Consider the following 21942-nt stretch of genomic DNA (forward strand, 5'->3'; position numbering starts at 1 on the left):
GGCCCTCGCGAAGAAGTATCCGCGAGGGCCATCTGTGATCTTCAGTGGCTACCTGCCACCGTTCCTACTCGATCGTCTTGGGGACGCTCCGGCCATCCTCCGGCGTCCAGGTCTCTTCATCCTCGACGAGATAATCGGGACGGCTTCCCTGATCGCCTTCCTTGTCACCGGGCCGCTGGTTCGAGCCTCGGGCCCCTCCGGCGAGCATTCCACCGGCGCCACGTCCGGAGGCTCCTGCCGCGCCACCTCGGCCCTTCCCAAGACCAGTTCCACCGGGAGTCGCCGGCCTGCCTCCACTGATCCCCTTGGGAGCGCCGGCTACACCGCCCTTCGCCCTGGCGAGAGCACCACGGCCGGCAGCTCCAGCGGCGCCCCGAGCACCGCCTGCGGCTGCACCGCCACCTCGGCCGCCCATGGCACCTGCGCCACCGATACCCGCACGTCCTCCAGCACCGCCGACACCTGCGCGTCCGGCAGCGCCACGGGCAGCGCCTGCGGCGCCCGCTCCGCCTGCCACGAGGCCGCCAGCACCACCCGCGACAGCGCCGCCGCCTCCGATACCGCCACCTCCGCCGGCCCCGGAGACCGCACCGCCGCCGGGGACGCTGCTCGTCCCTCCGCCAGAGAATCCGGACGGCACGCTGTCGACCTTCGTCTGGCTGGCGGGTACTTGCTGACCACCGGAGATGCCCGGGTCGCGGGGCCCGGTTGTCTCCGGCACCTTGGAGGTGCCAGCCAAACCGGTAGATGCCTTCGCCCTGCCGGCCGCAGAGGGGGTGGACGCAGATCCCGACGGGGCCGGAATCGGGGTGGGCATCGGCGTCTCAGGGTTGGACGGGGGCACGCTGTCGTCCCCCTCCCGGTGAGGAGCCTTGATCCGCTGCGAGTACCCGACGTAGCTGCGCCCCAGGTTCTCCATGATGGCGACGGCCTTGAGCTGCTCTTCCTTCTCGGCCCCGATGTAGCCCTCGTTGGCCTGGGCGATCAGGTCCTTAGGGATGTTGCCGCTCTTTACGTCGGCTTCCGTGTACTTGTCATCGCGCCCGGAGTCGGTGACGGCATCCCATGCCTTGCCGAACCAGCTGGGCTTCTCGATCTTGCTGATGGCATCCCGCTGCGTACGAAGATCATCCGCCGCCTGGGTCATCACCTGAGACACCGTCTGGGCGTGTGACGCGCTGTTGGCGATCTGCGTCAGAATCTTCTGAGCCTTGGCCTTGAACTGGTTGGCGCTCTCGCCCTCCCAGTGTTCGAGGACGTCGTCGACCGCCTTCTTCAGCTGTCCGTAGGCACTGTCGCCAGAAGGGGATCCACCGCCCCCCTCACCCACCAGCTTGTCGTGAACTCGCTTCCAGTTCTTGCCGATCCCGTCCACGCCATCGGGGTTGGCGTGCTCGATCATGCCTTTCAGCTGATCGATGTCGTGCGACGTGAAGTTCGTCTGAAGGGGGAACTGCTCATTGGCCTTCTGGTAGTCCGAGATCTCCTTCTCGTGACCCTCGAGGCCCTCGTCGTGCGATTCCTTCTTTGCCTGCTCGATCGCTTGCCGCTGAGCCTCGATCTGCTCAGGCGTCTGGTAAGCCGGATACCCCATCAGCTGTCACTCCCCACCGTTGAAATCTGGCCCGCACGCATCACTTGAGATCACCGGAGTCGGCGGTCACCCCGTGCTTCGTCTTCTGCTCCTGGTCGTCGTAATTCCGGCGGACCTGCGACGCGTTGGAGCTGAACTGGGTGATCAGGCCCTGCAACTGCTTGATGTAGCCCTCGATCGCTTCCTTCATGCTGGAGTGAGCCCCGCGGAAGCCCTCTTCCTCCCGGAAGTCCTTCCCCAGCCAACCGTGCGGGAGGTGCGTTTCGTACTTGGCGCACGTGTGCGGGCCGCCCATGTCGTCAACGACACGGTTGAGCTTCTTGATGACCTCGTCGAGGGCGCTCAGATCAACCTTGTATCCGCTGCTCATGCCCCGTCTCCTCTCCCCCTGCTGCCTAATGCCTCGTTGAAGTTGTGGTGTCCGCCGCGCCGTTCGCTGCCGAGCGCTTGCGGCGGTGGTCGCGGGCTGCGATAGCAGTGCCGCCGATGAGAATTGTCAGTACGGTGCCTGCTGCCATGACGTAGACCGAGATGCGCTGCGTGCGTTCGGTGTCGCTCTCGCCGACGGTGAGGGACATCGGCGTGACGTGCCCGCTCTGCTGAGCCTGGTCGGGCCGGGGCCGGTTCTGCGGCTGGTCGTCACCCGAGAGGGCCGCGACAGGGTCGACGACGCCCCAGCCGAGCTGCGCGTCGGGGCCGGCGCCGGGCCTGTTGGCCGTCTGCTGGAGACGGGCTGTGATCTGCTGGGCATTCCAGTTCGGGTACTTCTCGTACATCAGCGCGGCCACGCCGGCGACGTACGGTGCGGAGAAAGAGGTTCCGTCCGCGGGGCACTGCCCGCCCTTGGGGACGGTGGAGACCATGCCGACGCCCGGTGCCGCCACGTCGACGAAGTCTCCGGACTGGGAGAAGAACGCCCGTTCGTTGTTCCGGTCCGAGGCGCCGACGGCGAGGACGCCGTCGTAGGCGGCGGGGTAGGTGTTCTCGAGCTTGCCGTCCGCACCGTCATTGCCGGCGGCGGCCACCACCAGAATGTCCTTCGCGACGGCCGACTTGATGGCCGCCTCGAGCCCGGCGTTGGGCTTCTTCGCGACCGTGTCGGAAGAGATGTTGATGATGTCGACGCCCTCGGACGCCGCGTACCGGATGGCCTTGGACATCGTCTCGGAGTTGCCCTGCTTCTCCGGGTCCTCGCTGCCCGTGTAGCGGAGCGGCAGTATCTTCGCGCTGGGTGCAATGCCGGTGAATCCGCTGCGGGGGGCCTTCCTGGCGGCGATGATGCCTGCCACCCGCGTCCCGTGCCCGTTGACGTCCGTCGTGCCCTTGGACTTGCCGACGAAGTCGTTGCCTCCCGGCGCGAGTGCCTCGCGAATCTGAGAATTGCCCTTGTCGACGCCCGTGTCGATCACCGCGACGGTGACACCCTTGCCGGTCGCCTTGCTCCACAACTCGTCCAGGAGCACGCGCTGGAGCGACCACGGCGTGCTCTTGATGTTCTTGCCGCCGAACTCGCACTCGGTGCTGCTGTCCAGCCCCTGGTCCTGGCCCGCCCTGCCCGGCGTGTGCTCCGAGGACGAACTGCCGCCCTGTGAGGGAGACATGGGGGCAGCGGCGGCCGGCACCGCGGAGCCGACAGCGCTGAGGCTCAGCGCCGCGAGCAGGACGAAAGCCCGCTGGGCGCAGCGGGTACCCAGGCGCCGATGCGCGTCGTGCTCGTCGACCCCTGAGGTCAGGAATTCGGCATTGGATCCAGTGACAGCCTTGGACATCGTGATTCTCCCCCGGGGGCGCCGGTCCGCGCCGACGTGCCTACCCCGGCCCGGTCGAACGCCCTTGACGCAACGGCAGGAGCGGGCCGGCCGCTGGAGGCCGGGCCCACTCCTTGTAGGGCGCTGCCGGTTGGTCAGTTGCCCCAGACGTTCGCGTTGCTCTTCTCGGTGGACTGGTAGTTGTCCGCCGAGTTCTGCAGCGCGGTCGAGATCTTGAGCAGGACCTGGTGCAGGTGGTCCGCCGTCTGGTCCCACTGGCGCTGCTTGTTCTGGTAACCCTCCTGGGCGGCACCTTCCCAGGTGTTGGCCACGCGCTTCACCATGGCCTCAAGGTCGTCCAGCTGGCTCTTGATGCGGCCGGCCGTGGACCTCACGTCCTGCGAAGCCTGCGACACCGTCTGGAAATTAACGAGAATTCCGGACACTTACGACTCCTCCTTCAGCGATTCTTCGGTAGTAGTAGCTGAGAACTCTTCGGAAACGAGCGGACGTTGCTGATCGGGCAGGTGGCCCTGGATCAGCCGAAGTCCGACATGATCTTGCTGACCTCGGAGTTCTGCTGCTCTTCCGTCGCCGAGTAGTTCTGACGGGTGGAGTCGACCGCTTCCTTGATGTCGTTGAGGATGTTGTTCATCTTGCGCGCATCCTCGTTCCACTGCTGCTGCAGCCGGTGGTAGGCGCTGGCCGCCTGGCCCTGCCAGCCGCCGGCGATCTGGCTGATCACACCGTCGAGGCGCTTGACCTCACCCTGGACGGAGCTGTTGACCTCGCTGATCTTCGACGACAGAGCGCGGAGCTCGTCCTCTGTTACCCGAAACTGTCCTGCCATGGCGCACCTTCCCCCATGCTAATCCTGTGAACGTCTCAGCAGCCCGGATCGGGCTGGTGGGTCACCCTATGCCACGTACAGAACGGGCCGTCAGCTGACACCGGGAGAACACTACCCTGCCCCACCGACACAGCTGTTCGCATGCCATTACCGTCACGTGGTCAACACACCGCCGCGACCAATCCGTGATCGCGCTGCGGCCGGTGCCTTGCGCACCGAGGTCACCCTGCCCCCGGTCGACCCCCTGAAACCCCCGAAAAGACGTAACTCCCGCCCAGAGGACGGGAGTTACGTTCTACCCGGGAATCCACCGGGCGATACGTGCGACCGGCCGGATCGTCACAGACCCTGTTCCTGGGAGGCACTCTCGGTGTCGAGGGTCGGGCCCTTCGGCAGCAGCGAGGACCAAGTCTGCGGGACCGGGGCGATCTTGGCCTTCTCGTAGCCGAGTCGCGCGGTCGGGCTCTTCTCGCTCGCCCCCGCTCCCTGCTGTTCGTCCCCGCCGCCCTTGGGAAGGGCGTAACGCAGGCCCGAGTCGGTCAGGAGGAACTGGGCGCCACCGCCGCCCCTGCCGCTGAACTCGCTGTAGAGCAGGCCCGATCCGGAGCTGACGTAGGCGCTGGCGGAGCCACCGACGATGTTCGCGGGGAAGTCCGGACCGGCCCAGGCGGCGAGCTTCGGCCCGCCGCTGGACATCTTCCCGGTGTAGACGCTGCAGGAGACCGCGCGAGACGTCGAACCGAGGCCTTCGGCCGGGCGGTTGACGCGGTTCAGGACGTCCTTGGGCCAGCCGCGTCCGCCGGTCTTCATCGTGTCCGAGGACTCGGCCCCCGCCACCTGCGCGGTGCTGACCGGGATGAGCTTGTTGCCGGGCTGCTGCACGAGGAACATCCTCGCCAGCAGAGGACTGACACGCTGCACGCCCTTGCCCAGCACGACGTAGTAGTAAGGCGCGCCCCCGGAACTGGACTTCAGCACCTGCCCGACCGAACGGGCTTCCTCAGGCAGACCCTCGGCACCGGGGAAGCTCGCCGGGGTTCCCTTGCCCTCGTCCAGGGTCGGGTAGTCGATGTCGGCACCCGGGTTCAGGGTCTTGAGCCACTGGCCGGAGACCTTCTGAGGCTCGCCCGGGTCCCGCAGCACCTGCTTGGTCAGCACGCTGCGGTTCGCCTCGTACTCCTGGGGATTGAGCTTTGCGTGGTCCTCCGGCGAGCCGAAGAGCTTCATCTTCGTACCCGTGCCGTCGACCACGTACCGGTCGCCCGTCTCGGCGTCCTCGACGTACAGGCCCTCGCCCTGGCCCAGCCGGTTCTTGTCCTTGAGGGTGTTCTTGTCACGGCCGCCGAGTACGAACACGCCCTGCTGGGGCTCGCTTTGAGCGTTGGGGCCGGGCTTCTCGCAGACCGCCCATTCCTTGGCCGACTCGGCGTCGGCGTTGGTCGGCAGCCGGTCGGGCGCGTACGGGATGCCGATGGTGGCGCCGCGCGGGATGGGGCTCTCGTCGATGTCCTTGCCGGAGACCTCTATGACCTCGCCCTTGCCCTTGTCCAGGACGAGCCTGGCGGACGCGAAGTTCAGCACCGGGTGGAGCTGCTTGATCTTCTTGCCTGTCTTCGTCTTGTGCGGGAGCACCACATATCGCGTCGTGGAATCGCTGTCGACGATGATGTGCTCTCCGGGCTTGTCCCAACCGGGGGGCGCGCTGGGGGCGATGGCGCCCCAGGCGATGCTTCCGGCGACCAGCACCACGGCCACGACGATGCTGGGCATCATCGCGCGCACGGGACGCGGGGCCTCTTCGTCGGACACTCTCGAATCCGGCTGCAGAAAGGCTGCAAGCGTGCGCTTCCGCGCGAAGGTGTGGGCGCTGAGCTCGTCCCGCCGCGTCGACATCGGTCCCCGTCTCTTCCGTTCCCGTGCTGATGAAGTAACCGGTGAGGGTGGTCTCTTGGTGCTCCCGGTGGCCACGAGGCGGCTGTCCACGCGCTCCGCGTCGCCGCCCCGGCCCGGTGCCGACCCCCAAGTCCGCCTCCCCCGGCGGCACTACTATGCCGCCCCACGGTGCATGCGCAAACGCCCGGGTGGGGGCAGAGGTCGCGGTATCCGCACAATGCCCTCACGCGCTGCTGCTGTCGGCCGCCTGCGGGACGCACTCGGCGATGAGTATCCTGACGTCCGGCCTGGCATCCGTGGCGATGCGGGCCGGTCCGGCTCCCCGTACGGCACGGGCGCCGGCGTAACGACGGCACAGCAGGGGGCGACCGCAGACGCCGGGACGGCGAAGCGCCGGACCGGAAGAATCACCGAAGGCATGACGCAGAAAGCGCCTGTCCGGCCCGCACCCGCGTCCGGTGACGCGCACCGCACGCGGAAGCGGCGACTGTGGTCAGCAGCCGTGCAGATGACACCTCGAAGGGGAATCACGGGGGATGACGAGCGCCACCCGCAGCCGGTCCCGGGGCCAGCGCGTCCCGTCTCAGCGGAATGACGGGCAACAGGCTCCGGCCGCCTCTCCGGCACCCACGACAGCCACGCTCCGGCTGAGCAGCAAGCCCGGCAGTTTCGGTCCGGTGCGGCTGCAGCAGCTGGTTCTGATCGAACTCGCGGCCGGACTGGTGCTGGTCGCCGCGTTCGCGTCGCAGAAGTGGCTCCTGGCGCCGGCCGCCGTGCTGGCCGGGCTGCTGACGCTGTTCGCGCTGGTGCGCCGGCGGCAGCACCCGCTGTCCGAGTGGTACGAGTTGAAGCGTTCGCTGCGGCGGCGCAAACGTGCGGCGAAGTACCCGGTTCCGGCCGGCACCGATCCCAGTCTCACGCCGGTCGTCGAGTGCGACGAGGCCGTGCAGACGTCCACGTACGTCACGCGCGAGGACCGCGCGGTCGGCATGGTCGGTGACGGCACGTTCCTCACGGCGCTGATCGCCGTCGAGGGCAAGGACGCGCCGCTGCGCCCCGGTCGCACGGGCCGCGTCGAGCGCCCCGTGCCCCTCGACGTTCTGCACGACGCGCTGACGACGGACGACATCCGGCTGGAGTGCGTGCAGATCGTCCAGCACACCCAGCCGGCTCCGGCGCCGCATCTGCCGGAGCAGTCGGTGGTTGCGCGTTCGTACGGGACGCTGCAGGAGGCTTCGGGGATCCCGTCGCTCCGGATGACCTGGGTCGCGCTGAAGCTCACGCCCGAGCTGACGCCGGAGGCCATCGAGGCGCGCGGCGGCGGACTCGGAGGCGCACAGCGTTCGCTGGTGCGCGCCGCGGACCAGCTCGCCAGCCGGCTCGAGGGCGCGGGCTTCAGCGCCTCGGTGCTCAACGAGACGGAGGTCATCCAGGCGCTGGCCACCTCCACATGCCTCAACCCCCGTGCCAGCAACGCCACCTCGCAGGACGGCCGCCCGGCGCAGCGGCGCACGGAGGAGTCGGTGCGCGGCTGGCGCTGTGACGACCGCTGGCACACGACGTACTGGATCAGCCGCTGGCCGCAGGTCGGCCCGAACGCCGTGAGCTCGGCGCACCTCGCGTCGATCCTCACCTCGCTGCGGGTGTTCACCTCCGTGTTCAGCATGACGATCGGCCCGGGCGACGGGCGTTCGGCCTCTATCGCGGGGCACGTGCGCATCGTCACCCGGAGCGAGAACGACCTGTCCACAGCGCGGCGCGAACTGCAGCGCACGGCGAGCCGGGCGAAGACGGGGCTCGTCCCGCTGGACCGGGAGCAAGTGCCCGGCGTGCTCGCCACTCTGCCCCTCGGAGGCACCAGCTGATGTCCACTCCGATGATGCCGAGGCAGACCGGCATGCCCGGTGCGGGTCTGGGCCGCCAGCAGCCGCAGGGCGGCCTGGGGCAGGACGGCGAACCGGCGCAGCCTCGCCACGTGGCGACCGCGACCGACACCGGGGTCATCCCGGTCTTCGGCCACGACGAGGGTGCACAGCACGCGGCGGCACGGCCGCGCCGTCCCGGATTCGGGCTGCGCGGGCCGCGCCATCTGCGTCACAGGGTCGCGGTGGAAGAACTCGCCGCGATAGGCGTCCCGTTGGGCGACGACGGTGTCGTCATCGGCACCGACGCGCACCGGCAGCCCGCCGTTCTCGGGCTGAGCCGCCGCACGGCCTACGACGTGCTGCTGATCGGCGGTCTGTGGACGGCCCAGGTTCTCGCGCTGCGCGCGGCGGGCACGGGGGCGCGCGTCGCGGTGGAGACGGGCCGTGCTCATGTGTGGACGGCGCTCGTCAGGGCGGCGGGTGCCGAGCAGCAGTGCATGACGCTGTACGACGTGGGGCATGTGCCCTCGCTCGGTCCGTCCGTGAGCAGCCCCGTCGTCATCATCCGCGACTGCGGCATGAAGCCGCCGCGCGGGCGGGTGACTTCGGCGCCGTGGCAGTCCGTGGTGACGCTGCTCCCCTATCTCAGCCCGGCGGCGCCGCGGCTGCTGCAGACCTCGTCCCTGGTGGGCATCCAGCGGGTCTCCCCGGACGAGGCGGCGCACCTGTCGCGGACGATGCGGCTGCCTCGCGAGGAGACCGAGGCGCTCTCGACGCTGGGTGACGGCGTGACGCTGTGGTGCACGCGCAAGGACAGGTACTACTCGCTCACGCAGCCGACCGACGCCGAGACGGGATTGCTCGGCAACCCCCGGCGCCTCGACTGACGCCGCGGCGATGTGACCGTGTCCGGCGGGACGAGGCAGGCGGATCCTGCCCGAATCCCGCCGGACACCGGCCGGTACGGAGCTGTTCGGCAATTGCTCATTCGGCCCGGATCTGCTGACACTCGTCATCCGCTCCGTCCCCCTCACGACAACGCACCTGGGTACAGGACGGACAGCGGCCATGAATCGGCGGAAAGTTGACCGCCGGGCGGTGCGCTCCGAGACTGGACCGAGACCTTCGACTGGTTGAGTCGGGTCGTGTCGAACAGAAGTGGCCCCGGGCACCGAGCGCCAACGGGGCCACAGTGCCGTGCCTTGAGCCGTCGAGATTAGGCTGGGCCACTGCGCAACAAACGGGGTGTGCGACCACACAGCAGGAGGCATTGTGAGCAGCGATCGGGACGAGATCCGCTGGGGCAGGACGGGGCCCGATACCGATCGAGCCGACGCGGATTCAGCGCCCGAGAACGACACGGAGTCGACGGGGCAGTTCACCATCGACTACACGCCTCCTGCCTGGTACACGCAGGACGCCGACAGCGCCGCGGCCCCCAACACCCCCGGCGTGGGCGACAATCCGAGCGGTCCGACGACGCCGCCCCCGTTCCAGGTGCCGGGGCCGCCGCAGCCGCTGCCGGGTCCGCCGCAGGAGCAGCCTCCCGGCCCGGGCCCGTTCGTTCCGGAACCGCCGCAGAACTTGCCTCCTCAGCCCACGCAGTTCACGCAGTCGCCGCCTGCCGGCGATCCCTCCGGCGGGGACCCGCGGAACACATCCACCGGGAACCACCCCTCCCCCGCGCCCGCCGACGACACGCAGGTGTTCCCGTCGCTGCGGCAGTGGGAGCCGCAGAACCAGCAAGGGGGCCAGGACCAGCAGGAACAGGGGCCCCGCACCGGAGAATTCGGGGAGCCGCAGGGCGACTCGGGGCAGCGGTCCGACCGGAGCGACGGCGCCGCCACCACGCCCGAGCGGGCGGATGACGCGGGTGCCACGGCGTCGGAGACGCCTGCCGTGTCCCCCCCGTCGTTCCCGTCCTTCCCCTCCGTTCCGGAACCCGCCGCCGGCAGCTCTGCCGGTACGGAGAGTTCGGAAGGCTCGGCGCCGACCGGTCCACACGACGACGAGCAGCCGTCGGTGACTGACGACGCGGCCTATGTCGACGCCGCATACGCCGCCGACGACGCAGCGCAGCGGGAGTCCGACGGCTCCGGTGCGGACAGTGCCGCGAGCGATGCCGGGGCTCCTCCCGTCGGCGACACCGCGTCGGACGATCGCGGGACGGACGATGATGCGGGGGACGGGCCCGGGAGGCCGAAGACGTCGGACCCGGCAGGTCCCGCCGTCGCCGACGACACGGCCGCGGGCGCCACCGGCGCCGATCCCAGGGTCGGGGAAAGCCCGAGCTCCGAGGCGACGCCGCTCCCCCAGCAGAGCACCCCTTGGACGCCGCAGGGCAGCGGCAGCGGTGACGCGGCGCAGTCCGGCGAACTGCCGCCGCTCCCGCCGGACTTCCAGCCGGCCGCGTCGGGATCCGACGCGTCTCCGGTTGCGGGAAATCCGCCACCCGTTCCCTCGGCCCCCGCGCAGGAGACTCCTGCTCCGGGTACACCTGCGGCCGCGCAGTTCCCGCAGCAGGGGGGCTACGGCTACCCGCAGCAGCAGGCGGCACAGCAGCAGTCCGGTTACGGCTACCCCCAGCAGGGACAGGCGCAGCCTCAGCCCTCGCAGCAGCAGCCCGCGCCCAACCCGCAGACGCCGCAGCCCGGTTACGGCTACCCCCAGCCCGGACAGCAGCACCAGCCCGGCCAGCAGCAGCCGGGCGAGATGCCGCCCGCGGCGGGCACCGGACAGGCAGCGCAGGCCGGGTACGGGTACCCGCAACAGGCGCAGCCGCAACCGCAGCAGGCGCAGCCCGCGCAGCAGCAGGCGGCCAACCCCCAGGCGCCGCAGCCGGGTTACGGCTACCCCCAGCCCGGACAGCAGCAACAGCCCGGCCAGCAGCAGCCGCAGGGCTACGGCTATCCCCAACCCGGGCAGCCCCAGCCGCAGCAGGCGCAGCCACCTCAGCAGCAGCCGCAGCAGCAGCCCGCGCCCAACCCGCAGACACCGCAGCCCGGTTACGGCTACCCCCAGCCCGGACAGCAGCAACAGCCCGGCCAGCAGCAGCCGCAGGGCTACGGGTATCCCCCGGCCTGGCAGTCCGGTCAGCCGGCACAGCACGACCAGCCGCCGTACCAGGCCTACCAGCCACCGCAGCAGCCCGGTCCTGCCGGGCCGGGCGCCCCGCAGGGCCCACAGCCCGGTACCGGTGACCCCGGTGCCATGGCACCCGGGCAGTCTCCGGCCGATGACGCGCGGCGCCAGGGTCAGGGCGGCAATCCGCTCGGCTACACGGCCGCGGTCGAGCTCTCCTCGGACCGTCTGGTCAACAACCGGAAGAAGCCGCGTTCCCAGAATCCTGCCCTCGGCAGCAAGTTCCGCCTGGGCGGCAAGAAGGAGGAGGCCGAGCGGGAGCGCAAGCTGAGCCTCATCCGTACGCCGGTGCTGTCCTGCTACCGCATCGCCGTCATCAGCCTCAAGGGCGGCGTGGGCAAGACGACGACCACGACGGCGCTCGGCTCGACGCTGGCGACGGAGCGGCAGGACAAGGTCATCGCGATCGACGCGAATCCGGACGCGGGCACCCTGGGCCGCCGTGTGCGGCGTGAGACGGGCGCGACCATCCGTGACCTGGTGACGGCGATCCCGTACGTCAACAGCTACATGGACATCCGCCGCTTCACCTCGCAGGCGGCGTCGGGCCTGGAGATCCTGGCGAACGACGTGGACCCGGCCGTGTCCACCACGTTCAACGACGAGGACTACCGGCGCGTCATCGACATCCTCGGCAGGCAGTACCCGATCATCCTCACCGATTCGGGCACGGGTCTGCTCTACTCGGCGATGCGCGGAGTGCTCGACCTCGCCGACCAGTTGGTCATCATCTCCACCCCGTCCGTGGACGGCGCGAGCAGCGCGAGCACCACGCTGGACTGGCTCTCGGCGCACGGCTACGGAGACCTGGTGCAGCGGGGCATCACGGTGATCTCCGGTGTCCGCGAGACCGGAAAGATGATCAAGGTCGAGGACATCGTGGCGCACTTCCAGACGCGCTGCCGCGGCGTGGTGACCATTCCCTTCGACGAACACCTCTCCGCGGGCGCCGAGTTGGACCTGGACATGATGCGCCCCAAGACCCGTGAGGCGTACTTCAACCTCTCGGCCCTCATCGCGGAGGACTTCGCGCGCCAGCAGCAGGAACAGGGCCTGTGGTCGGGCAACGGCGGCAACCCGCCCGCGCAGATGCCACCGCCGCTGCCCGGCCAGCAGGGTCAGCCCCCGCAGCAGGCGTACGGTCAGCAGCCGCCCTTCCCGCAGCAGCAACAGCCGGGGCAGCAGCCGTATCCGCAGCAAGGCGGTGGCTGGCCGCAGCAGCCTCCCGGTCAGGTGCCGCCTCAGCGTTAGCGAAACGCGGCAGGACGATCACAAGGCCGGTCCGGGGGATCACCCCTGGACCGGCGTCGTTCTTGTGCCTGCGACGTGTCCTGGGACGCCCGGCCGCGTCAGGCCGTCCCGGCCTCCCCCGCCCCTGCCACATCCGCGTCCACGTCGGCCTCGGCCCGCGCCACCAGCACGCGGCACCGCTCGACGTCCTCCGCCATCCGCGCCATGAGGGCGTCCAGGGTGTCGAACTTCTCCTGGCCGCGGATGTACTCCAGGAGGTCGACGGAGACATGCTTGCCGTACAGGTCCAGATCGACGCGGTCGATCGCGTACGCCTCGACGGTTCGCTCCGTGCCGTCGAACTGCGGGTTCGTGCCGACGGAGATGGCCGCGGGCATCCGCTCACCGTCGGCGTTCAGCCACCCCGCGTAGACCCCGTCGGCGGGCACCGCCGTGTGCGGGACGGTCTCCACGTTGGCCGTGGGATAGCCCAGTTGACGGCCGCGCTGCGCGCCGCGCACGACCACGCCCTCGACGCGGTGCGGCCTGCCCAGCACCTCGGCGGCCCCGTCCACGTCCCCTTCGGCGACCAGGCGCCGCACCAGGGTCGAGGAGAAGGGCTCTCCGCCGCCGGCCGAGCCGCGTTCGTAGAGATCGACGACGACGACCTCGTAGTCGTAGGTCCCGCCCAGCTCGGTGAGGAAGGCGACGTCACCCGCGGCCTTGTGGCCGAAACGGAAGTTCGGGCCCTCGACCACGCTGACCGCGTGCAGCTTGTCGACCAGCACCTTCGCCACGAAGTCCGCCGGCGTGAGCTTCGAGAACTCGGCGGTGAAGGGCAGCACGAGTACGGCGTCCACGCCGAGCTGCGCCATGATCTCGGCACGCCTCGGGTGCGGCGCGAGCAGCGGCGGGTGGCTTCCGGGGCGCACGACCTCGCTCGGATGCGGGTCGAAGGTGACGACGACGGCGGGCACTCCCAGTTCGCGGGCGCGTGCCACCGTCCTGTTGATGATCAGCTGGTGCCCGCGGTGCACCCCGTCGTACGAGCCGATGGTGACGACGCTGCGCCCCCAGCCCTCCGGGATGTCCTCCAAGCCACGCCAGCGTTGCACGTCCCTGCTCCTCGCCGATGCCGATGGTTCCGCCGGTCCAAGGGTGCCATGGTGCTCAGCGGCTCACGCACGGGACCCGCGCCTGAGGAGGGCCTCCCAGGGGGCGGCCGCCGCCCGGCGCACCTGCGGGGCCGGGCCCGGTCTTCGGCGTCTGCGGCTGCGCCGGTGGCTGTGCTTCCGGACCGCGCTCGGCTGTTTCTCCTGTTACGTGGCTTTCGACCCCCGTCGCGTTCCTCGTCCGGCGCGGCGCGGCTTCCAGTGCCGCCTCCAGGACGGCCGGGTCGCGCTCCCCGAGGAGCAGGACACCCAGCAGCTCCTCGGTCACCGGCCCGCCGAGGCTGCGGAGGGCCCGCGCCAGGCCGGCTCTGAGGGGCGCGCAGGGTGTCCGCTGCAGCGCGTCGATCAGCATCTGGATTCCCTCGCAGCCCTGCGGGCGGTGCGCGAGCCGGCCGCGTACGAACGCGGCCAGTGCTTCCCCGGCCGTCTCCGGGCGCATCTCGGCGTGGTGACGCGTCACCTCCGCGGTCGGTACGGCGAGATCCGCGGCGCGTACGGCGGCCAGCACTTCGGCGAGGTGGTGCGCTCCGCCGCCGGGCTGTTCGCACAGGCGGGCCTTGAACGCGGCGAGCGCGGGTGCGGGCCGGTCGGAGAGCTCGGCGACGAGCGCATCCGCCAGCTCGGCCGATCCGGTCGTGGCGAGGAGGCCGACGGCTGCATCGAGGTGGCGGTCCCGCTCGGCGGATGCGTCCGGGGCGCCGGCGTCCGCGCCGGCGGCCCCGGATGTGCCGTGGGGCAGTCGCAGCAGCATCGCCAGTGCCGCCGGACCGTGCAGGGAGGAACCGCCGGGGATGCGCAGCAGGGCGCGCGCGGCACGCCGCAGATGCTCGCGGTCGGCGCCCGACCGCACATGCCGCGCCATGAGCGGCCCGTACTCGGCGGCCGCGATCTGCCGCAGCGTCCTGTCGTCGTGTGCCCAGCGTTCGACGGCGCGGCACAGCGCGGAGGGTTCCTCCTGGGCGAGCTCGCCGAGGAGCTCGTCGGCGCGCGGATGGCAGGCATCTGTCAGGAGGTCGAGCGTCATGTCAGTGGCCTGCCGGCGGTGTGTGTACAGCAGGGCCTGCGCGGCAGACGCGACCGTGGGCCGGGGCATCTCGCCGTCGCCGTGGCTGCCGGCGTCCGCGGACTCGGCGAGCCTGCGCCGGTCGGTGAACCAGCCGCACAGCAGGGGCTGTACGGCGTGCGGTTCCGCGGCCAGCAACTCGCCGACGACATGAAGGTACCGCTCCTCCCCCTTGTCCCCCGTCCCCGAATGCGGAGCGTCGGCGGGCAGCAGAAGGCGCAGCAACCCGATCCGCTGAGCGGTCGGCAGGGCGAGCCGCCGCCAGAACGACGGGCCGAACACGCCCGCGCCGTCGCGTCCTTCGGCGACGAAGTGCTCCGCGAGCCCGCGCAGGAGGCCGTAGTACGGGCGGGCGTCCGGCACCCGCAGCAGCGTCTCCCGCAGCAGCCGGCCCGCCCACCACACGGCTTCGCCCTCCTCGTCCGAGGAGACCGCGTCGGCAAGCGGCCGCAACCGCCTCTCCAGAGCGTTCGCGCCCTCGACTCGGTCGCACAGGACGAGCGCGTGCACGATCCGGCCGATCCTGTGCCTGGGAACGAGCGCCGCTCCGTGGGGCCTGTCACCGGACCGCCGCCTGTGCACGAGCGTCTCCAGCGCGGCGTCGACGTCCAGGTGCCGGCCCTGCAGCCATTCGCCGAACTCCTCGTCGGCGAAGCGGAATTCCTCGCCCACGGCTTCCAGGACGCCGTCCCTGAGCACCGCCTCCGCCCAGCCGGCCGAGGTGGGGAAGATCTCCTCGAAGTCGCCCCGGCTCAGGGCGCCCTGACCGGTTCCGAGGCCGCGCCGCGCGGCCTGGTGCAGCGCACCTGCCGTACGGGCCGCCAGCCGCCGCACCGCACCGGCGGATCCCCCGGGGGAGAGCGTGCGCGCGATCCGCAGGGCTACGAGGGCGAGGTACGCGGAGAAGATGCCGTCCCGGGTCGGGGGTGCGGGACGCGAGCCCCCGCACGCGTCGAGGTCCCCGCCCCCTTGATCGGCGGGCCCGGGCTCCTGAGCGGCGCGGATCTCCCCCAGCATGCGCAGGGCCAGCGGATGTCCGGCGTCCGCAGGGGCGAGGTCTCCGGGGCCCAGTCCGTACAGCTCACGCGCCGATGCGGCTTGCGGGGCGGACAGGTCACCGAGCCGTACGCACGGGGGCGCATCGCCCCGGCCGGGCTGGTCGCCGGTTCCGAAGAGCATGTCGCCGGGGAGCAACTCCCCGAGTTCCGCCCACTGTTCAGGTCCGCAGGCGATCAGCATCCTCGCGCCCGCGGCACGGAGCCAGCTCGACGTGCCCGTCGCCCAGCGGCGCAGATCCCGTGCGAGGCCGGCGGGCATCTCCTCCGGCCCGTCCAGCAGCACCAGCAGCGGCCGCCGCGCATCCCGCGCCAGCCGTGCGACGACATCCGCACCGGAGGCGGCAGTGCCGCCCATGGCGGCCCCGTGCCGTTCCGCCGCCGGGCCCAGCACCCGCCCCAGCGCCTCCCGCACGCTGCCGTCGCCCTCGCGCGGGTGCGCGCCGCGCAGCCAGACCGTGGGTGCGGGCGCCGCGTCGCCGGCTCTTGCGGCTGCGAGCGCGGCGAGTTCAGTCGTACGTCCTGAGCCGGCACGCCCGACCAGAGCCGTCACGGATGCGCCGCTCTCGCTGAACTCGCGCAGGACCCGGGCGACTTCGGGACGGTCGATGCGCCGGGGCGCGCAGGCCGTGCCACTCCCCGCCATGGCGCTCCCCCGCAGGCCGGGTGGCACGGTCGCCGCGGTCAGCCGCAGCGCACCGGCGAGATTGAGGTCCGGCCCGTATCCGGGAACCGTCGCACCGTTGTGGGAGAGCAGCGCCCCCAACTGCCCTTCCGCTTCCCACAGTCCGGCCGGGCGGAGCGGCACGGCGAACGCCGCATGGCGCCGGCCCGGGGCGTGCAGGGCGGTGCCCAGCACGGCCAGCACAGCGCCGGTCGCGGTGTCGAGTACGGGTGAACCCGAGGCCGGAGCGTTCAGGCGGAGGCGGGCCGCCGCGGACCCGGGCAGCGTCAGCTCCAGCGCCCCCTCCAGGTCGTGGAAGCGGTCGGTGGAGATGTAGGTGACCGTGGAGGCGCGCCCGGCCAGTTCCGCCTCGGTCCAGCCCGAGTCCCGCTGCCGCGCGCCGGCCTCCGCGCCCTCCAGGTCGCCGGCCGACTCGTCCCCCTCTGCTCCCCCGCAGTCACCGCACCCGCCGTCGTCGCTCCCCGCGTCCCCCGTGAACAGCCGTACGCGCGTGGTTCCGGCCGCCGGCCGTTCCGCGCCGATGAGAAGGGGAGCGACGCCGAGGCCCTCCGTACGGATCAGGGCGAGGTCCCATTCGGGAAGCCGGGTGATCGCGTCGGACTCGGCGAGATGGCTGCGTTCACCGCGCGCGTGCACGACGACACGGCCGAGCCCGTCCACCGCCTCATGGCTGGTGATCACCGTGCCGCTGCCGTCGGCGACGAAGCCGGTCCCGCGCGCCCGTCCCGCCAGATCGCAGATCCGCACCAGTGCCTGCTCCGCGAGCACCGCTCCCATCACGCACCGTCCACCTCGGCCGACCCGAACGGACCGACCGTAGAGGGAAGTTGATCAGCGGTGACAGGGGCTGCGGGGAAAGCGCCCCCGCCCGCGCCGTCGACTCACCCCGAGCGCCCGGCCGTTGGAGTGAATACCGTGGCGTGCGGGAATGGACGGCCGGTGCGCCGCCGCCTGCTACGCGGTCACCACTTCGCATTTCCCGCCCGCCGTGAACTCCATGACCTGATCGGGAGCAGCAGCCGCGTCCGTGACGAGCGTCCACGGACCGATGTGGCGGGCGTGGTACGGGAAGGGGCTGTCGCCCAACTTGGAGGAATCCGCCAGCACGAGCACCTCGCGTCCGCGCTCGGCCATCAGCTCCTTCGAGTGGGCCTGTTCAAGAGTGGGGCAGGAGAGACCGTCGCGCGCGTGCAGTCCGTCCGCGCCGAGGAAGACCACGTCGGGCGTGAGCCGTCGCAGTGTCTCCTCTCCCTCGGGGCCGAGGATCGCCCCGTTCGGCCGGCGCACCCGTCCGCCGAGAACGATCAGTTCGATCCCCTGTGCCTCCGCGAGATGCCGCAGCGCGATGGTGGAGTTGGTGATGACGGTGAGCGAACCGCGCGACTGCAGCAGACGGGCCAGCCTCCCCGTCGTCGTGCCCGCGTCGATGAGGATCACGTCGCCGTCGTGGACGTGCTCGGCGGCGGCCCGCGCGATGGCCTCCTTCTGGGCGCGGTTGCCCGACTCCTTCTCGTCCAGGGTGCGTTCGGCGGCATGGCCGCCCGCGACGGCGCCTCCGTAGGTGCGGTGGATGTGCCCGTCCCCGGCCAGCTGCTGGAGGTCACGGCGGACCGTGGAGACGGAGATCCCGAAGCGGGCGGCGAGTTCGGTTATCTCGCCGTTGCCCGCGAGCACCTCCCGCAGGATGTCGTCGCGGCGGCGCGCGGTGCCTCGGCGGGGCGCGCGGGGACGGGCAGTGCTCATCCGCTCATCGTCCTTCCTCCGCAAGGGACTTCACCATGCGCGACTCCTCGGCCGCCCGATCCTCGGCATCCGGCCCGGCGGCGGGCGCCGCCGTGACCGCCTCCGCGGACGGACGCAACCCGGTGAGCACCAGCACCACGGCCACGGCGAGGAACCCGGCGAGGACGCCGAAGCCGGTCACGCTCGTCCCCGTGCTGTCCGTGAGCCAGCCCACCAGGTAGGGACCGACGTAACCCCCCAGGTTGCCAAGGGCGTTGATGAGACCCATGGCGACGGCCACCACCTCGATCCGCAGCACCCCGCCGGGGATCGCCCAGAAAGGCCCGTACGGTGCGTAGAGCGCGCCCGCGGTGACGCAGAGCAGCACCATCCCCAGGACGCCGCCCTGCACGATCTGCCCGAGCAGCAGCGCGGCGATCGCGACGACGAGCGGCACGGCGACGGCCTGCCGACGCTTCCCGGTGCGGTCCGACCATGCCGCGTTGGCGACCATGACGATGAGAGCCACCGTGAACGGGATCGCGCTGAGGAGACCCACCTGCGTCGACGAACCGTCGTGCGTGAGCGTCTTGATGACGGACGGCAGCCACAGCGTGAAGCCGTAGAAGCCGGTGATCCAGAAGAAGTAGATCGCGATCAGGACGAGCACGGACCTCTGCTTGATGGCGTCCATGTAGGAGCCGGAACCCGAGGCGGGCTTGGCCGCCTCGTCCGCCGCCAGCGACCGCTCGACGTACTCGGACTCGGTGCGCGAGATCCAGCGTGCCTGCGACGGGTGGTCGGCCACCGCGAACCACCACACCACGGCCCAGATCAGCGGCGGGAAGCCCTGAAGCACCAGCACCCAGCGCCAGTCGGTGTGGTCCAGCATCAGCCCGGAGAGCGGGGCCATGATGATGGACGAGATCGGCAGGCAGGCCATCCACAGGGCGTTGGCACGCGCACGCTCGCGCAGCGGGAACCAGGACGCCAGCAGGATGAGCACGGCGGGCCACACACCGCCCTCGAACAGGCCGAGGACGAACCGGGCGACGTAGAACTGCTCCTTGGTCTGCACGAGCCCGCAGGCCATGGCGGCGACGCCCCACGCGATCATCAGGATCATCACGGTCTTACGGGCGCTCCAGCGCTGCGCCAGGATCGCGCCGGGGATCTGGAGGAAGACGTAGCCCAGGAAGAAGATTCCGGTGACCATGCCCTCGTCGGCGGCCGACAGGCTCAGGTCACCGTCCATGTAGGGCAGGATCACCGAGACGTTGCTGCGGTCCAGGAACGCCAGCATGTACATCACCACGGCCACGGGGATGACGTACGTCCAGCGCTTCGCCGGTATCGGCGTTCCCGTTGCGGATCCTTCTCCGGCCGGGGGTGTTGCGGGTGTCATGTGGTGCTCCAACTGACGTGCTCGATCAGGGAATCCGGTCCGGCGGTCAGGCTGCGCCGCCGTAGGTCGCCCTGATGCGTTCGGCCGAGCTGCTGAAGTCGACGCCTGCGCGGAAGGCGGCGGCCATGGTGCCCGGCGAGGCCTTGCCGGTTCCGGCGATGTCGAAGGCCGTTCCGTGGTCCACCGAGGTGCGGAGGATCGGCAGGCCCACGGTCACCGAGACCGTTCCGTCGAAGTCGACGGTCTTGGCGGGGATGTGCCCCTGGTCGTGGAAGTGCGAGAGCACGCCGTCGAAGCGGCCCTGCAGCCCCTGGTGGAAGACGGAGTCGGCCGGGATCGGGCCGACGACGTCGAGTCCCTCGGCCGCGGTCCTCTCGACGGCCGGCCGCAGCGCGACGATCTCCTCGTCCCCGAAGTGCCCGTTCTCGCCGCCGTGCGGGTTGATGGCCGCGACACCGAGCCGCGGTTCGTCGTGGCCGAAGACCCGCAGGGCAGTGACGGCGTGGCGGATGCTGGCGCTCACGCGCTCCTCGTCGATCTGGTCGAGCGCCTTGCGCAGGGAGACGTGCCGCGTCGTGAAGAAGATCTTCAGCCCGCGGACGACGAACATCGTGTCGAAGTGCGCGGCGCCGGTCAGTTCGCCGAGCATCTCGGTGTGGCCGAGGTGTTCGGCTCCCGCGGCCCACACCGCCTCCTTGTTGATGGGTGCGGTGACGATCCCGTCGACCTCGCGCGCCATCGCGGCGGCGGTGGCGGCCTCGATGGCGGCCACGGCCGAACGGCCCGCCACGGCGCTGACCTTGCCCCACTCCAGGTCGTCGCCGGCGATGCCCAGGTCAAGGACGTCGATGGTGCCGGGCGCGAAGCGGGCCTCCGCGACCGAACCGACCGCGTTCACCTGGACGTCCAGCCCGCACACCTTGACGGCCCTGCGCAGCACGGCGGCGTCTCCGACGGCGATGCCGTGCGCGAGGCCCGCGGTCTGCGGGTCGGCGAGGGTACGGGCGGTGATCTCGGGCCCGATGCCAGCGGGGTCGCCGAGGGTGACGGCGAGAACGGGAAGCCGGCGGCTGGTCATGAGGAAACCTCTTCTGCTCTGCGGTGGTTGGAACCCGATGTGGAGTTGTGGGGCGTGCCGGAACCGTCCGGGTCGGCGTCCGGGTCACCGGAAGGTCCGGGTCGCCCGGGAGTTCCGGGAGCCCGGGGAGCGCCGCGCGTGTGCATGGCACGCAACCGCTCCAGGCAGGCCACGGCGGCGTCGGGGCCGCCGATGAGTCCGCCTTTCGTGGCGAAGGGCAGACCACTGTGCGGCCCGCCGGCCAGATGGCCCGCCACGGCGAGCGGCAGCACCTCCGCCTCGATGGCGAAGCCCTCGGCACCGAGCGCGCCGGTGACGGCGGCGGCGACGTCACCGCCGGAGGTGTAGAGACCGCCCGGGTTCAGAGCGTCGACGGCATGCACGGCGACCTCGGCGAGGCAGCGCAGGATGCGCTCCGCCGCGGCGGGATCGCGAACGGCAGTCGGCGCGACCCGCACACCGAGCACCCCCGCCCCGGAATCGGCCGCGGCCTGCAACTCGCCCACGATCCGCTGCGGATCGGGCGCCGGGTCGTCCGGGTCCATCAGGACGTAGTGCGCGCCGAGCGCCTTCTCGGTCCTGGCGATCTGCTCGTTCGTGGCCTCCGTGACGCTGCCGACGATCGCGAGGACGCGGGGCGCGGCGCCCGCCGGGCGGATGCCCAGCTCCGCCGCGAGGGCCGCTCCGAACGGGCCGGAGTCCAGGGAGATCCAGCGCGTTCCGTCCTCGGCGGTGAGCCGGGCGGCCGCGGCCGCGACGGTACGCAGATGCTCGTTGTCGGTGGCGTCGCAGACCAGCACGCGGGCCGGCTGCCGCAAGGCCTCAAGCACCCGGTCGGGGCCGTCCTCGACGACGTCGAGCGGGACTTCGGCGGTGGTCAGCGCGCTCTGCTCCCCGATGACGGAGGTGATGCGGGAGTGCCGCACCGAGTTGAACAGGTCCTGGGCGACGGGCGTCCGGGTCAGCGGAACGCCGTCCACGAGGTGGATGCCGCCCACCGTCGTTCGCCCGGCGTCGGGAAAGGCGGGAACCGCCAGCACGCGTACGGGCGTTGACGCGTCGCCCACGGTGACCGCGTCGACGACGGCGTCCAGTTCGCGGCCGGGGTTGCCGCGCAGCGTGGTGTCGACGCGCTTGACGACGAGGCCGTCGCCGGCCGCCGCGGTGACCGCGGCGTGCACGGCGTCGTAGCTCTCCGCCTGCGTGAAGCGGCGGGACCCGGTGTTGACCACGAGGACGTCGACGGCGTCGGCGTACCGCGGCACCTGTTCGAGGTCGCTGACGGTGACCGTGTGCAGACCCTGACGCGCGAAGAGGGCGCCGGTGGCGTTGCTGCCGGTGAGGTCGTCGGCGACCACGAGTATCTGCGCCACGATGCCCTCCAGGCCGGCCCCGGCCTCGCTACTTGACTGATTCACGCAGTATTTCCTGCGCGTTTCGC

The 21942-nt window shown here is 71.1% G+C and carries 15 protein-coding genes; 3 read left to right on the forward strand and 12 right to left on the reverse strand.

Annotated elements, in window-relative coordinates; translation table 11 throughout:
- Positions 1–64: 64 nt before the first annotated feature.
- The 6 genes from G4Z16_RS07415 to eccB all read right to left on the reverse strand — a co-directional run bounded on the left by G4Z16_RS07415 (position 65) and on the right by eccB (position 6085).
- Complete coding sequence (locus tag G4Z16_RS07415; protein ID WP_197349938.1) at positions 65–1594, reverse strand: WXG100 family type VII secretion target; 1530 nt, start codon at positions 1592–1594, stop codon at positions 65–67.
- 40 nt (positions 1595–1634) lie between these two features.
- The gene (locus G4Z16_RS07420; protein WP_197349939.1) at positions 1635–1964 is read right to left on the reverse strand and encodes a hypothetical protein; all 330 of its coding nucleotides are present in this window, start codon (positions 1962–1964) and stop codon (positions 1635–1637) included.
- Between the two features lie 25 nt (positions 1965–1989).
- Positions 1990–3363, reverse strand: coding sequence for a type VII secretion-associated serine protease mycosin (gene mycP, locus G4Z16_RS07425; protein ID WP_197349940.1), 1374 nt, complete (start codon positions 3361–3363; stop codon positions 1990–1992).
- 134 nt (positions 3364–3497) lie between these two features.
- Positions 3498–3788: a WXG100 family type VII secretion target gene (locus tag G4Z16_RS07430; RefSeq protein ID WP_197349941.1), complete on the reverse strand. Its 291-nt coding sequence runs from the start codon at positions 3786–3788 to the stop codon at positions 3498–3500.
- Between the two features lie 92 nt (positions 3789–3880).
- Entirely contained in the window at positions 3881–4192 is a 312-nt protein-coding gene (locus tag G4Z16_RS07435) for a WXG100 family type VII secretion target (protein WP_070018068.1), read from the reverse strand.
- A gap of 339 nt (positions 4193–4531) precedes the next feature.
- Entirely contained in the window at positions 4532–6085 is a 1554-nt protein-coding gene (gene eccB, locus G4Z16_RS07440) for a type VII secretion protein EccB (RefSeq protein ID WP_197349942.1), read from the reverse strand.
- Positions 6086–6762: 677 nt separating this feature from the next.
- Here eccB and eccE point away from each other — a divergent pair.
- From eccE to G4Z16_RS07455, 3 genes are all read left to right on the forward strand, one after another.
- Positions 6763–7950, forward strand: coding sequence for a type VII secretion protein EccE (eccE, locus tag G4Z16_RS07445; protein ID WP_246530723.1), 1188 nt, complete (start codon positions 6763–6765; stop codon positions 7948–7950).
- Between the two features lie 32 nt (positions 7951–7982).
- A complete protein-coding gene (locus tag G4Z16_RS07450; RefSeq protein WP_246531236.1) occupies positions 7983–8837 on the forward strand; it encodes a hypothetical protein in 855 nt (284 codons plus the stop codon).
- 385 nt (positions 8838–9222) lie between these two features.
- Positions 9223–12342 (forward strand): SCO5717 family growth-regulating ATPase, encoded by a 3120-nt coding sequence (locus G4Z16_RS07455; RefSeq protein ID WP_197349945.1) that lies wholly within the window; start codon positions 9223–9225, stop codon positions 12340–12342.
- Positions 12343–12440: 98 nt separating this feature from the next.
- Here the strand turns inward: G4Z16_RS07455 and G4Z16_RS07460 are convergent, their stop codons facing one another.
- The 6 genes from G4Z16_RS07460 to G4Z16_RS07485 all read right to left on the reverse strand — a co-directional run bounded on the left by G4Z16_RS07460 (position 12441) and on the right by G4Z16_RS07485 (position 21919).
- Positions 12441–13436 carry a bifunctional riboflavin kinase/FAD synthetase gene (locus tag G4Z16_RS07460; RefSeq protein WP_197349946.1) on the reverse strand — a complete coding sequence of 332 codons (996 nt, stop codon included), beginning with the start codon at positions 13434–13436 and terminating at the stop codon, positions 12441–12443.
- A 55-nt stretch (positions 13437–13491) separates the two neighbouring features.
- Positions 13492–17073, reverse strand: coding sequence for a trypsin-like peptidase domain-containing protein (locus G4Z16_RS07465; RefSeq protein ID WP_343070936.1), 3582 nt, complete (start codon positions 17071–17073; stop codon positions 13492–13494).
- A 177-nt stretch (positions 17074–17250) separates the two neighbouring features.
- Positions 17251–18039: a DeoR/GlpR family DNA-binding transcription regulator gene (locus tag G4Z16_RS07470; protein ID WP_197349950.1), complete on the reverse strand. Its 789-nt coding sequence runs from the start codon at positions 18037–18039 to the stop codon at positions 17251–17253.
- A 4-nt stretch (positions 18040–18043) separates the two neighbouring features.
- The gene (locus G4Z16_RS07475) at positions 18044–19423 is read right to left on the reverse strand and encodes an MFS transporter (RefSeq protein WP_197349952.1); all 1380 of its coding nucleotides are present in this window, start codon (positions 19421–19423) and stop codon (positions 18044–18046) included.
- A 46-nt stretch (positions 19424–19469) separates the two neighbouring features.
- The gene (pdxA, locus tag G4Z16_RS07480) at positions 19470–20501 is read right to left on the reverse strand and encodes a 4-hydroxythreonine-4-phosphate dehydrogenase PdxA (RefSeq protein WP_197349954.1); all 1032 of its coding nucleotides are present in this window, start codon (positions 20499–20501) and stop codon (positions 19470–19472) included.
- Positions 20498–21919: a four-carbon acid sugar kinase family protein gene (locus tag G4Z16_RS07485; RefSeq protein WP_246530724.1), complete on the reverse strand. Its 1422-nt coding sequence runs from the start codon at positions 21917–21919 to the stop codon at positions 20498–20500. Before G4Z16_RS07485 ends, pdxA begins: the two co-directional genes overlap by 4 nt.
- Positions 21920–21942: the final 23 nt, after the last annotated feature.

It is taken from the genome of Streptomyces bathyalis, from assembly GCF_015910445.1.
In the GTDB taxonomy this organism is placed as follows: Bacteria; Actinomycetota; Actinomycetes; order Streptomycetales; family Streptomycetaceae; genus Streptomyces; species Streptomyces bathyalis.